Here is a 12950-nt window from a genome sequence, read left to right as displayed (position 1 = left end):
AAAAATTATGTGTATATTTTTTACATGTTACCGAATGATCGGTAACATGTGCAGCGGTATCCCGAAAAACGCTAAACGCTAAATTCGAGTTTTTTCCAGACGACCGCAAATATTTTTGATCGGAGTGAAAATCCTGTGGCGGTAAAAACGGCCTGCAAGAGCTGTCAAAAAAGACAGTCAGCAAAAGAAAGAATTTTAGATATCGCGTTTTCTTTTTTTAAAACTCCGCTCTACGAACAGGTTTCTCTTAACGACATTGCAAAAAAAGCCGGAATATCAAAGGCCGCCATATTCAGGCATTTTAAAAATAAGGCGGATCTTGTTTGCGCAATGCAGAACAGGTTTTTTAACGACGTGGCGGATTATATAATTTCAATAAAGCAGGATCTTACCGCTGCCATATGGTCAAAAGACGTTTCGCTGTATCGGATTGTGCTTCGAAACACGGTAAAGACTTATTTTGAATATCCGGAGTATTTATTTTACATGCTCTCTCACAGCGCAGTTTCTATAAAAGACTATAGGGAACAGACGCTCCTTTTGAGCAAAAAACTCGAAGAAAAAGGACTTTCGCTTAAGATGCTGGGAGGTATGTTCGGGGTAAATTATTCGCCCGAAAATTTTTCCGTGTTTAATCTGAAAAATTACGCCGCCATTTCATATGCGTTTATTTCCGTAGCATATTTTTTAATATTATCGCTTTCAGGCCAAAAAAAATCGTCCGCCTCCGATCAGGCGGAATCAGGTTGTCTTGAAAAATATGTTTTGCAAGAGCCAGCTTTTGATTCTGAGACGATAGCGGACTTACTTGATTTCGGAATATACAGCCCGCAGCGATACCTGTCTTACGAGCGCATGAAGGAACTTGACGAAAAAGCCCATATCGATCTTTCAAAGATTCCTCCGGCCAATAAAATTTTTTGCGCGCTGTCGCAAGTGATAGACAAATACGGCTTTCCCGGCGTCACTGTGAAGCGCTTGGCGGATACGCTGAACATGGCGAAGAGCAGTTTGTATTCATATTTCGATTCTAAAAAGACTTTGATACATAAATTATTGACAGAAGAGATTTATTTAATGATAAGCAGTCTGGACGAGGTGTGCGGCGAAATTACGGACAGCACGGAACTAGCTTACGTATTTTTCCGCGCACTCACAGAATATTTTCTTGCACGGCAGGATATTCTTACGGTATTCAGATGGACACGAATGTCAGGATCGATAATTCCGGAGCAGTACGAGCATGAAGATTTTTCTTTGCAAAATTTCAAATTGTCCGCCGACGTAGACGAGGCGGAACAGCTTGACAAACTGCCGTTTAAAATGACTAGGAGAATATTTTTTACGTGGATCAGCGTCGTGTCTTCTTCGATCGTCATGCGAAAAAACATTCACAATCTTAGCGACGAAAACTGTTATGAAATAGTAAAACTGTGTTTTGATTTTATGCAGAGAGGGTTAACAAGTGATACGAATTGAAAATTATCTTGAAGGAGACAGTAGACTTATGTCAATGGCGATAAAAAAATCAGGAAAAAGATTTTTGCTCTGCTGCATTTTTCCGGCAGCCGTGCTGATCTTAAGCCTTTTTCCGGCAGCGGCTCAGAGCGCAGTAAAAGAAGCTAAAACGCAGCCGGTGATTCTTACGATCGAACAGGCGGTGGATTACGCAAATAAAAACAGCAGGACTTTAAAAAGCGCAAGGATCGACTTGGAAATGTCCGAGCGCGCCAGTAAGTATTCGTGGAACGTTTTTTTGCCTGCGCTTACGGTGTCGGGAACCGCGAGTCGTGCGAATGATTATGTTCCGGGCGCAGGCGATATTATCGCAAATGCAATATATCACGTTCCCATTCCCAGCAGTTACGAAAGTGAAAAAGACCGCTGGACGGGAATAGGCAACATAAGCGTTTCGCTAAATTTAAGCCTTGCTCTCATACAGCGGATAAGAGCTGCGCACGCGAATTTTGAAAGCGGAAAGATAACGTGGACGCAGGCTTCAAAGCAAAACGAACTCAATATCAGAAAACTTTTTTACGCCCTGCTTTTGCAGCAGGAAAATTTAAAAGTTCAAGAGACCAGTTTAAAAAATGCGCGCCAGAGAGCTCTGCAGGCGGAAGTAAATTATAAAAACGGTATGGTTCCGGAACTTTCGATGCTGCAGGCACAGGTTACCTATGAAAACCAAAGGCCGAATGTGGATAAAGAGCGGCAAGCTTTATCGCAGCAGCTCGATTCCTTTGCCTTTCTTTTGGGAATGCCTGTAGGCACAAAGATCGAGCTCGTAGGCGAAATAACTCCCAAATTTATTAACATTGATGCCGAAGAGGTTTATCCCAAATACGGAATGAATAATCTTGACGTCCTCAACATAAAAAGAAACATAGATGTTTTAAAACTCAATCTCAACGCTCTCAATTTGAGCTCTTTTACGCCGGCGCTTTCATTAGGATGGAACTATCAGCCGATTTTGATGACGGGCGGAAAGTGGACTGACAGCGATTCGCGCTATGATAACGGAAATTTTTCCATTACGCTCGCGTGGACTATATCCGACATTCTTCCTTTTTCCGCTAACAGACAGAGCGCTAAGGACATAGAAGATAACATCCGTAAGCTAGAAGTTTCACTCGACACTCTCATTCAAAATAACGAACTTATCGTGCGTAAAACCGCAGACAGCCTTGCTCAGGCTAAGGAAGCTATAGAATCAAACGAACGGAATATAAAACTTGCTCAGCGCTCATACGATATGACGGCGATCGCTTATCGCAACGGGACCACGGAACTGCTTGACCTGCGCGATGCGGAAACCCAGTTAAATCAGGCAAAGCTCGGTATGCTGAACGAGCAGTACAACTATATTTCATACCGGCTTGACCTTGAATACATATTGAACACACAACTTACAGGAGAAATAAAATGAAAAAGATAAATCAATCAAGATTAAAGATTATTTTATCCGTAGTTCTTGCGGCGGTTTTTTTCGGCGCATTTGCCGGCTGCAAAAAGGCCGCCGAAGAAAAAAAAGAAAATGCGACCGCGTCTTTTGCCGTAAATACTTACAAGATCACCGAAGGCCGCTTGGACGATTATCTGGAATTCGGCGGAGACATCGTGGCGTCTTCGTTAGTGAACATAATGCCGGACACTAACGGAAAAATTTCGCGCATTATGGTCAGGGTCGGGGATCTTGTTAAAAAAGATCAGATTGTAGCGTACATCGATCCCAGCCGGCCCGGCATGACTTACAGCGAAAATCCTGTAAAAGCGCCCACTACGGGAACAATCACACTGTTTCCCTATTCCGTTGGAGAAATGGTTGGATCTTCGGTTTCCATCGGGCAGATAAGCAGCATAGGAAATCTTGAAATCCATACGGATATTGCCGAACGCTTTGTTTCGCGCATAAAAAAAGGACAAACGGCCGCAATAAGCTTTGACGCTTTTCCGGGCGAAGCGTTTTCAGCGCACGTGTTTGAAGTAAGTCCCGTGCTTGACACGACTACGCGCACAATGAAGGTAAAACTCAGCTTGGACAAACCGGATCCCCGCGTAAAGGTGGGAATGTATTCTCGTATAAAACTCATAACCGAAGAACTTGAAAACGTCATAATCATGCCTTTTGACGCGATAATCGCCCGGGACAATAAATCTTATGTTTTTGTGGTTAACAGAGAAGAAGGTAAACGGCCGGAAAACCAAATAGGGATTCCCGCCGTAGTGCACATGCAGGAAATAACCCAAGGGATCCACGTGGATGAAAGAGTTGAAATTACAGCGGGCTTAAAATCAGGAGACGAAATAGTTGTACGCGGACAGACTGTCTTGGTGGACGGAGCGAGCGTGAACATTTTAAACGAATAGCTTTTACCGTTCGGTTTTCAACTTAATTTATAAAGAGGAATCAATATGTCTATATCAGAGGCGTCCGTTAAAAAACCTGTAACGGCATTATTAGTATTCATAATACTTTCGGCATTGGGAGTTTATTCCATATTTAACCTCAATGTGGATATGTATCCGGAGATAGACATTCCGTATCTTATCGTCTATACCGGATATAAAAACGCAGGTCCTGAAGAAGTGGAAGCTTCCATAACGAGAACCCTCGAAAGTTCTCTTTCGGGCTTAAGCGGACTTAAAAAAATGCGGTCGCAGTCGTCTACGGGCCTAAGTCTCATAATTCTTGAAATGGAATACGGAACGAATCTGGACGCGGCGGCGAACGATATGCGTGATAAAATCGATATGGTAAGAAGCTATCTTCCTTCCGACGCCGATACTCCGCTTACGATAAAACTTGATCCGTCAATGATTCCTATAATGCATTTGGTCTTAAAAGGGCAGCGCTCTTCCGACGAACTTTATGACTACGCGTCGGATATTATTTCTCCGCGGCTTGAACAGATAGACGGAGTCGCTTCCGCAATGATCATGGGCGGCCGCAAAAAAACGATTAACGTAGATATTCCGCGCGACAGACTTGACGCTTACGGACTTACCGTTTCGCAAGTGGCTCAAATGATAGGCGCGCAAAACATTCAAGCTACGGGCGGGAACATAAAGTCCGAACAGTTAAGTTATTCCGTCAAGACGGACGGAAAATTCAAATCCATAGAAGACGTGCGTAATACGGTAATATCTTATGCGATGGCTTCCTCCGCCGGCGGCGCTGCGTCAGGCGGCATAAAAAAGATATTGCTGCGCGACATTGCCGATGTGTATGAAGGACACGAAGACGGCTCCACAGCCGCATATCTTGACGGAGAATCGAGCATAATGCTTTTGGTGCAAAAGCAGAGCGGTAAAAACGCCGTAAAAACCGCGGCGAACGTGCGAGCGGCTCTTAAAAACATAACGGAATCCCTTCCCGGTGACGTTGAAGTCATCGAATCGTCGAATACTACCGACCAAATAAAACGGACTATAATTGAAGTGTTTAAATCCATAACGGAAGGAATGATTCTTTCCATCATAGTCCTGCTTATTTTCTTAAGGAGCATAAAAAGTACTGTCATAATAGGACTTGCAATTCCCATTTCATTTTTAATTACGCTTTTTCTCATGTTCCTTCGCGGAATGACCATAAACATGGTTTCCTTAGGCGGAATGCTCATAGGCGTGGGTATGCTTGTAGACAATTCCATTGTCGTTCTTGAAAACATCTTTGTTTACAGGGAACGCGATGCAAAGCCGTCGGTCGCCGCGACGCTGGGCGCTCAGGAAATGATAACTTCCGTCGTCGCAAGCACTTTAACCTCCATCTGTATATTCCTCCCCATGATAATGCTGAGTTCGAGGCTCGGTTTTATGGGACAGCTTTTTAACGATCTTGCGTTTACGATCGTTTTTTCGCTATTGGGTTCTCTTTTCGTTGCCATCGCTCTTGTTCCCGTTTTAAGCGCAAAATACCTTGTTTTAGGTAAAAGCTCGCATATCAACACGCACACACTTTTCGGTAAGTTGAATCGTGCGCTCGGCATCTTTTTTGAAAAAATGGACGGAGCGTATGCTTCTTCGGTCAGAAGAATATTGAGACATAAGGCGGCTACTGTCGTAGTGATGATCTTTATTTTTCTAGGTGCGATCTTTGGAGCGGCAAAAGTCGGATTCATATACATGCCTGAAATTTCTTCCGATACGGTGACTGTAAAATTCGAGCTTCCTAAAGGCACCAGGCTGGAAGTTACGGAAGCGTACGTACAGCAGATGGAATCCATTGCCCGCCAGGAAATCAAGGGAATTAAATTTTCAACCGTTACGGCGGGAGGCGACTCTATGCTTTCTTCGAGCGCGACGACGAACGAAGGTTCTTTGACGCTTACCTTATACCCTAAAGCCGAACGCCAAAAGGGCTGGGATACGGACAAAACGGCAAAAGACAAGCTCCGCCCGTATTTTACGAAATTCCCCGGAGCTACGATTACATTCGGAACGAATAACAACGATACGGCCAACAGCGGTATAAGCATTGACATAAAAAGCAACGATTTAAGCCTTGTGGCAAAGACGGCCAATCAGGTTATGAATTTGATAAAGACGCAGGCCGCCGACGTTGTTAATGAAGTGACATGCGATCTTGAAGAAGGGCTTCCGCAGCTGGAAATAAAGCTTGACAGAAATCGCATGTACGAGTTGGGACTGAACGTAGCTTCAATCGGAAGCGAAATAAGCGGCGCCATAAACGGGCTTAGAGCCAGCCGGTATGACGACGGAGGAAAAGAGATTAACATCGTCGTTCGCCTGCCCGAAAAAGACCGTGCAAAGGTTACGGATCTTGACCTGATATACGTAAGAAACAACAGCGGAACAAGAATACCTCTGTCGAACTTTGCTCACACGGTAAAGAATACCGCGCCGGTAACGATCTTCAGGGAAAATCAGTCGCGCATAGCGCATGTAACCGTAAAACAGGTTGACGGACTTTCTTTGGGAGACGTGCAGAACCGAATAAAAGACCTTATAGATAAAAACATTCTTATGGAAGACGATTTGAACATAACGTATTCGGGAGACTTGGCTGATATGCGGGAAGCGATTATGAATTTCCTTGCGATCATCATAATGGCGATTGTGCTTGTGTTTGCCGTCATGGCAAGTCAATTCGAATCGTTTAAAAGTCCGTTCATAATAATGTTTACAATCCCTCTGTCCTTTATAGGAGTTACCGCTATTTACGGAATTACGCGACAGAGGTTCAGCATAATGACGATCATGGGCGTTTTAACCCTTGTAGGCACGATAGTAAACAACGGTATAGTGCTTATCGATCAGATCAATATTCTGCGCAAAAGAGGCAGAGCCCTTGACGACGCCTGTGTTGAAGCTGCCGGAAACCGCCTCAGACCCATACTCATGAGCACGCTCACAACAGTGTTTTCTTTGATACCTATGGCATTTTTTCCCGGCGAAGGTTCGGAATCCATGCAGCCCATCGGTCTTACGATTTTCGGAGGAATGACATTCGGTTCGATGATGACGCTGTTTTTGATGCCCGTAGTTTACAACCTTTTTAACAGAAAAAATGAAAGGGCTCGTGTTAAAGAATTAAAGCGCATTGAGGAAGAAAACGCATAGCTGCGTTTGGGCGCGGCAAAATGCACCGTCCGGTGATGGACACGCGGCGCAAGGAGACAAACTTCTATGAAAGAAAAGAAAGAAAAAAAGAAAAAGAATGACATAAAGAGCGAAGCCGTTTTACACGACATACCGGACACCGGAGAAGAGAAGATAAAACGATACCGGCTTGAAATTATCTGTTCTCAATCGATAGCGGAAGATATGCTCGAAGGATTTAAATATAAAAAGATCAAATGTTATACGCAGTTTCCTTCCGTTATGGGGTCGGGCTACAGCGTTCCAAAGCTCGGAGATTCCATCTGGCCGCAGCTGAATACTATGTTTATCGTTTACTGCACTAAGGACGATGCTAAAAAAATACGGGAGCTTATCGGAGATCTCAGAAAACAGTATGTAGGAGAAGGCCTTGCATGCTATGCAAGCAAGGCAAAAGAATGGTAGAACTTCGCGCGGAAACGCTCCCGGCGGTTTCGTGACGGTTTCGGGTGAAACCGCCCGAGGAGCGGTCAAATTATGACTCTTGCAGGTCGTCTTTGCCGGCAGAAACGTAGGGTTTTATTAACGTCGTCGCCGTTTTGGGATTCATTATCACGGACGGCCCTCCTACGCAGCCTCCTTCACAGGACATGACTTCGATAAGATTCGGACATTCAGCAGGATAAGGAACAACACCTTCGTTTATCTTTCCGTACATGGAAAGAGTTTGCATTCCTTTTTTATCCAATCCGTTTATTACGGTAGAGCGCAATATGGACTTATCCTTCAGCCTTACCCTTATCGATTGCGCTACACCGCCTGAAACCGCAAAATTTCTGGCGCTTGCCGTAGGAATTTTTTCGGCGGGAACGACGGGCATCTCTTCGAAATTGATGCTCTTGGCAATAAAAAGGGCGTGAATTTCTTCTGCGGAAAGAACGTAGTCGACCTTTTTATCGTCGAAACCTTCCCGTCTTTTTGCAAGGCAAGGTCCTATAAAAACGGTTATACATCCTGGATACTTTTTTTTAGCTATTTCGGCGGTGTAGTGCATAGGACTTCTCGTCTTTGAAACGCAGGGTTTTAAGGCGGGGACGTGGATCTGCACTGCACGGAAATACGCCGAACAACATGAAGTCGTCATCATTTTATCGCCGCGTTCCATGCGCTCGGCAAATTCCTTCGCTTCTTTATCTGCGCAAATGTCGGCGCCTAGAGCTACTTCAAGGACTTCACTGAAGCCCGCTTTTAAAAGGGCCGCTTCAAGCTGACCCGGCTTTGACTTGAACTGAGCTGCTATCGACGGCGCATACAGCGCTACGACCTTTTTTTTATTTTTTATGATATGTTTTATGACGTCCACAAGCTGGCTTTTGTCCATCATCGCGCCGAAGGGGCATTCGCGCATACAGTTGCCGCAGAAAATGCACTTATCGTAATCGATCCGCTCTTTACCCGACTCGTCTTTTGTGATCGCCCCCACGGGACAGGACTCTTCGCAGGGTACGGGAATCTTTATTATTGCATGGTACGGGCAGTTTTGCATGCATAGTCCGCAGTTTATGCATTTGTCAGGATCGATGTGCGCGTGACGTTCAACGTGAATGGCGTCTTTGGGACAGTTTACCATGCACGGCCTGGCAAAACAGCCTTGACAGGCGTTTGTGACCATGTAATGAGATCTGACGCACGCGTTACAGGCTTCGTCAAGAACGGTCAACATAGGCCATGAAGGTGATTTTCTTTTTAGAGCTTCCTTTGCATATTCGGCAAGAGGTTTATCGTCGCTGTAGTCTTCTACCGACCAGCCTAGCCTTGCCAAAACTCTCATGCGAAGAATTTCTCTGTCGTGAAATATACAGCAGCGTATGGATCTCCCGCCGACCGGCGCCATTTTTCTTGGAATAAAGTGTACGGCTTCGGCAAGTTTTCCTTCAAGCTGTGCCTTTGCGATTTGAACAAGAATATCCCGCTTTACGTTTGCGGCGTTGTTGTTGATATTCAGCATTTTTTGTTTCCCCTTCGTTTTGAATTTTCCGCATTTTACAGCGGTATGTCTTGTCTCCTAATATCCAACACACCGCCCGATTTTCATCTTAAATGCATTTTAATATATTTTGCGATTTTTGTATGCTCGGCGGCGCCGGTGTCGGACGAGCGCAGACCGCTGCCCGCAGCGCAAACCTGAATTTAATTGCAAATTCACTTTTATAACGTATAATTAAATCAGCATGGCGAGGATTGAAAACATTGTTGAATATTACGATGAATTATTTCCCGTAACGGAAAGTCAAAAAAAATTTTATGCTGAAGAAACGGAAAATTTAAAAAAACCTGTAAAATATTTAAGAATCGGGTGCGGTACGGGCATTTTTGAAAATTATCTTGCAAGGGAAGGGGAGGACGTTACCGGCATCGAGCCGTTTAAGGAACTGGCGGATTGCGCCAATCGGCAAAGGAGAACGCCTTTAATGTCCATACGTTTTTTTCAGATGACTACGCTTGAGATGAGCCGCTTTTTGGGAAAGTCGTTTTACAACGTGATTTCATGCCTTGACGACAGGATAGAGATGATAAGCGACGCCGTTCTTTTGCGGAAATTTTTTTTCGATGTAAAAGGGCTCCTTTCGAAGGACGGAAAATTCATTATCAAAATGATCAATTTCGATCATTTTAAAGAAACCGTAGAACAGCTGCCTGAGATAAGCAATATCAGGGTGAAACTTAAAACAAAAATAACTACTCAAGCCGACGGTTCGAAATCTTTTTCGCAAGAAATAGAAACCGGCAACGGCCGCATGTGTTCTGTCTTTGAAAACGTAAAGATATACCCTTTAAAAAAAGCTGAAATAATAGAATTCGGAAAGGAGGCGGGATTCAGCGATTTTACATTCTATGGCGATTATGACAGAAAGGAATTCGATTCGGAATCTTTGAATCTGATCGCAGTTCTCAGTTAATCTTCCAGTAATTGTTTTCGCGGCTGAACCTGTTTGCGTTTATTTCGATTATTCGGCCGTCTTCGCCGCTCATTTTTATCATCGATGAAATAAAATTGATTTCTATGATTTTAAATTTTGTTCCGTCATAGTGTACTGTTACGCCTTCGGACGGCAGTTTTTTTCTGGCTTCAGCGTACCAATTGTACTCATAAGACAGGCAGCACAAAAGCCTTCCGCACAAACCCGATATCTTTACCGAATTGAGAGACAGATTTTGATCTTTTGCCATACGGATTGAAACGGGGCGCAATTTATCCGATATGGCATGGCAGCAATAGGGTCTGCCGCATACGCCCAAGCCCCCCGTTATCCTTGATTCGTCACGCACGCCGACTTGTCTGAGCTCTATTCTCATTTTAAAGATCGAGCCCAAATCCTTTACCAGTTCGCGGAAGTCTACTCTGTTGTCCGAGCTGAAAAAGAACAGAGCCTTTTGTTCGTCCGCTAAAAAATGCGTCGATATGAGTTTCATGCTCAAGTTATGAGCTTTTACTCTGTCTTTAAATATCGTGCGGGCTTCGCTTTCTTTTTGTTTTAAAACTTTTACATGTTCCAGGTCTTCTACCGTCGCAACGCGGTCTATAGCTACAATATCCGAAGGTTTTATTCCCATGGGCACAAAAACCTGTCCCATAACGCATGCCATGTCTTTGCCGTAACGGGTGGGAATTATGACAAAGTCTCCCTCTTTAAGCTGAGGAAGATCTTTAGTCATCGCATAAACGCCTTCGCATGAATATTCGAGCTTCAGTTTGTACAAGGGTTGGGGATAAACAAAATTTTCATTTTCCTGAGCCGGCGCATAAGATTCGGAAGGATCTTCCAGAGCGTTTATGTCAAGAGATTCTTTATCTATATCGCTTTCAAAAATATCACTCATTATTTTACTCACTGTGTTAAGTTTATACTGCCCACATGTCTACAAGCAGTCCGTTAATTTCGCCTATTTTTGCCAAAATTTTAAGCTTATCCATATGATTATATAATAGGTCGGAAGCAAGCGTGTCAAGTTTTCGGTTTATCAGCTGTATCTGCACGGCGGGATCGCGTTTTTTACCCTTGCGATTAAATCCGGCTCGCGGGTGTTTTATCACATCGAAATTTTGCTTTACGACAAAATTCATAAACTGTTTTATCGCGGTTCTATATTTTGAAAAAGAGTCCGCCGTCATTCTTTCGGCAAAAGCGTCTCCCGCCGAATCTACGGCGTCCTTTAAAAAGACGATCGCTTCTTCCTGTGAAAGCCCCGCTATTTCAGGCGGCAGCCCTTCCGCTTCTAAAATAATTTTTTTTTCGTCCGTGTCCTGCGACAGAATTTTTGAAAAGGCCGGTCTTGTCGCCGAAGCCGTTTTTTCTTTGCGTTTCGCTTCCGCTGCCGCCTGCTGCGCCGCGTTAAAATACAGAGAAGGATTATTGACGGACTCTATCGGGTTCATTAATGTATGACCTTGCTCCTGACGGCTTTTTCATCTAAGAATCTTTCCGTTTTTTCGTTAAACGACGATTCGTCGTCAACGGCTATGCAGTGTCCCTGAAATATTACCTTATCTTCGATTTGTATGCGCCGTGTCACAATGTCGCCTATGACGGCTGAAGACGTCAGGAGCCGTACGCTTTCGCTTGCACAAACGTCGCCGATAACTATGCCGCCTATTATCGCCGCTTTTGAAGTTACATTACCGCGGATACGGGCTTTTTCGCTTATGATTATGCTGCCGTTTGTTTCAAGATTGCCGTCTATGTCGCCGTCCACACGCATAAATCCGTTTCCTCTTATATCGCCGGATATTACGGATCCGGGGCCTATAAAAGTATTTATGGAAATGTCGTCGGCATGTAAATTCATAATATTTTAATTTGAAAGTTTTACGTTTATGTGCTTCATAGGATCGACCACGTCGGATCCGATGTGCACTTCGTAGTGAAGATGCGGTCCGGTGGTTACGCCGGTATTGCCTATCAGCCCTATGACGTCTTTTTGAGAAACCATCTGCCCTTTACGCACGCGAATGGTGGACATATGGGCGTAGCGGGTATAAATACTGTATTTGTGCTTGATGATCACATAGTTGCCTAGGCTTGAGTTGTAACCTACCGTCACAACCTGCCCGTTTGCGGGGGCGATAATGGGATCTCCCGACCTCCATGTGGAAAAGTCTATTCCCTTGTGTATATACCACTGTCCGGTTATGGGATGTATCGCCGGCCCGAACGCCATTGAAATGTGGGCGTTTTTTGCCTGCACCGGCCAAATGCTCGGAATATCCGTAAACAGTGAATTCTGACTTTCCAGCATTTTCCCGATCTGCTCCAGCGGCTGAACGGCGTTGTCAAGATATGTGGTAAGCTGACGTATGTCGGACGCTTCTCTTAAACTTCCCGACGCAGTGCCCTGAGAATCGAAGAGCGAAGACAGGTCTCCGTCCTTTATGGCGGCTTTTGAAATAGGATCGGACTGATCCATTCCTAAAATTGAAAGAGATTGCGAAAGCGATTCTTGAAAACGCTTGGCTGTTTGAAGCAGATTGTTGTTTTCATCCCTAAGTTCGTCAAGGCTGGCGATCGTTTGCCGATTTTCGTTCATAAGCCTTGAAATTTCGCTGTTTGTGGTTGCAGCTTGTTTGTTAAAGTAAAAAAACGATAACACGATTCCCGTAACGACGGTAAGCCCTAAAATAACGGCAAAAACATTGGTTTGAAAATTAATAACCTTTCCCTGAGAATGAGGAACGATCATAACGGTCAGTTTATTATCGAATATGTGAAAGACGGAAACAAAAAAGTTACCTATCGCCTTTATTCCTCTTCCTACGATGGAAAAAAACGACAGGGAAAATCTTTTTTCGTGCGTTCTGAATTTGCGTGATCTCGGCAAAATTCTTCTCCAAA

11 protein-coding genes are annotated in these 12950 nt (G+C 44.3%); 6 read left to right on the top strand and 5 right to left on the bottom strand.

Going from position 1 to position 12950, the window contains the following annotated elements:
- Window positions 1-135: 135 nt before the first annotated feature.
- The 5 genes from HRQ91_RS10980 (at window position 136) to HRQ91_RS10960 (ending at window position 7524) form a co-directional block, all read left to right on the top strand.
- Window positions 136-1479, top strand: a complete 1344-nt coding sequence (locus HRQ91_RS10980) for a TetR/AcrR family transcriptional regulator (protein WP_210119574.1) — start codon at window positions 136-138, stop codon at window positions 1477-1479.
- A 28-nt stretch (window positions 1480-1507) separates the two neighbouring features.
- A complete protein-coding gene (locus HRQ91_RS10975; RefSeq protein WP_210119573.1) occupies window positions 1508-2926 on the top strand; it encodes a TolC family protein in 1419 nt (472 codons plus the stop codon).
- Entirely contained in the window at window positions 2923-3867 is a 945-nt protein-coding gene (locus HRQ91_RS10970; protein ID WP_210119572.1) for an efflux RND transporter periplasmic adaptor subunit, read from the top strand. The genes HRQ91_RS10975 and HRQ91_RS10970 overlap by 4 nt, the downstream gene beginning before the upstream one ends.
- A 45-nt stretch (window positions 3868-3912) precedes the next feature.
- Window positions 3913-7080 (top strand): efflux RND transporter permease subunit, encoded by a 3168-nt coding sequence (locus HRQ91_RS10965; RefSeq protein ID WP_210119571.1) that lies wholly within the window; start codon window positions 3913-3915, stop codon window positions 7078-7080.
- 66 nt (window positions 7081-7146) lie between these two features.
- The gene (locus tag HRQ91_RS10960; protein WP_246473224.1) at window positions 7147-7524 is read left to right on the top strand and encodes a PG0541 family transporter-associated protein; all 378 of its coding nucleotides are present in this window, start codon (window positions 7147-7149) and stop codon (window positions 7522-7524) included.
- 70 nt (window positions 7525-7594) lie between these two features.
- Here HRQ91_RS10960 and HRQ91_RS10955 read toward each other — a convergent pair whose 3' ends face one another.
- On the bottom strand, window positions 7595-9067 hold the full coding sequence (locus HRQ91_RS10955) for a monomeric [FeFe] hydrogenase (RefSeq protein ID WP_210119570.1): 1473 nt from the start codon (window positions 9065-9067) through the stop codon (window positions 7595-7597).
- Window positions 9068-9290: 223 nt separating this feature from the next.
- Between HRQ91_RS10955 and HRQ91_RS10950 the strand changes: the two genes are divergently transcribed.
- A complete protein-coding gene (locus HRQ91_RS10950) occupies window positions 9291-10019 on the top strand; it encodes a class I SAM-dependent methyltransferase (protein ID WP_210119569.1) in 729 nt (242 codons plus the stop codon).
- Here the strand turns inward: HRQ91_RS10950 and ricT are convergent.
- The 4 genes from ricT to HRQ91_RS10930 are packed head-to-tail and all read right to left on the bottom strand — an operon-like array spanning window position 10012 to window position 12936.
- Window positions 10012-10941, bottom strand: coding sequence for a regulatory iron-sulfur-containing complex subunit RicT (gene ricT, locus HRQ91_RS10945; protein WP_210119568.1), 930 nt, complete (start codon window positions 10939-10941; stop codon window positions 10012-10014). The two genes, HRQ91_RS10950 and ricT, sit on opposite strands and share 8 nt — an antisense overlap.
- 22 nt (window positions 10942-10963) lie before the next feature.
- Entirely contained in the window at window positions 10964-11497 is a 534-nt protein-coding gene (locus HRQ91_RS10940; RefSeq protein WP_210119567.1) for a YaaR family protein, read from the bottom strand.
- A complete protein-coding gene (locus HRQ91_RS10935; protein ID WP_210119566.1) occupies window positions 11497-11907 on the bottom strand; it encodes a bactofilin family protein in 411 nt (136 codons plus the stop codon). The genes HRQ91_RS10940 and HRQ91_RS10935 overlap by 1 nt, the downstream gene beginning before the upstream one ends.
- 6 nt (window positions 11908-11913) lie before the next feature.
- The gene (locus HRQ91_RS10930; RefSeq protein WP_246473223.1) at window positions 11914-12936 is read right to left on the bottom strand and encodes a M23 family metallopeptidase; all 1023 of its coding nucleotides are present in this window, start codon (window positions 12934-12936) and stop codon (window positions 11914-11916) included.
- Window positions 12937-12950 lie beyond the last annotated feature (14 nt).

This window comes from Treponema parvum, from assembly GCF_017893965.1.
Classification (GTDB): Bacteria; Spirochaetota; Spirochaetia; order Treponematales; family Treponemataceae; genus Treponema_D; species Treponema_D parvum.
This window is presented reverse-complemented; position numbering and strand designations above follow the sequence as displayed.

What these genes read in the sequence shown, in the direction of transcription:
- HRQ91_RS10975 (WP_210119573.1), top strand. Translation starts at nt 1,508, where the DNA reads ATGTCAATGGCGATAAAAAAATCAGGAAAAAGATTTTTGCTCTGCTGC.
- HRQ91_RS10970 (WP_210119572.1), top strand. Translation starts at nt 2,923, where the DNA reads ATGAAAAAGATAAATCAATCAAGATTAAAGATTATTTTATCCGTAGTT.
- HRQ91_RS10965 (WP_210119571.1), top strand. Translation starts at nt 3,913, where the DNA reads ATGTCTATATCAGAGGCGTCCGTTAAAAAACCTGTAACGGCATTATTA.
- HRQ91_RS10960 (WP_246473224.1), top strand. Translation starts at nt 7,147, where the DNA reads ATGAAAGAAAAGAAAGAAAAAAAGAAAAAGAATGACATAAAGAGCGAA.
- HRQ91_RS10955 (WP_210119570.1), bottom strand. Translation starts at nt 9,067, where the DNA reads ATGCTGAATATCAACAACAACGCCGCAAACGTAAAGCGGGATATTCTT.
- HRQ91_RS10950 (WP_210119569.1), top strand. Translation starts at nt 9,291, where the DNA reads ATGGCGAGGATTGAAAACATTGTTGAATATTACGATGAATTATTTCCC.
- ricT (WP_210119568.1), bottom strand. Translation starts at nt 10,941, where the DNA reads ATGAGTGATATTTTTGAAAGCGATATAGATAAAGAATCTCTTGACATA.
- HRQ91_RS10940 (WP_210119567.1), bottom strand. Translation starts at nt 11,497, where the DNA reads ATGAACCCGATAGAGTCCGTCAATAATCCTTCTCTGTATTTTAACGCG.
- HRQ91_RS10935 (WP_210119566.1), bottom strand. Translation starts at nt 11,907, where the DNA reads ATGAATTTACATGCCGACGACATTTCCATAAATACTTTTATAGGCCCC.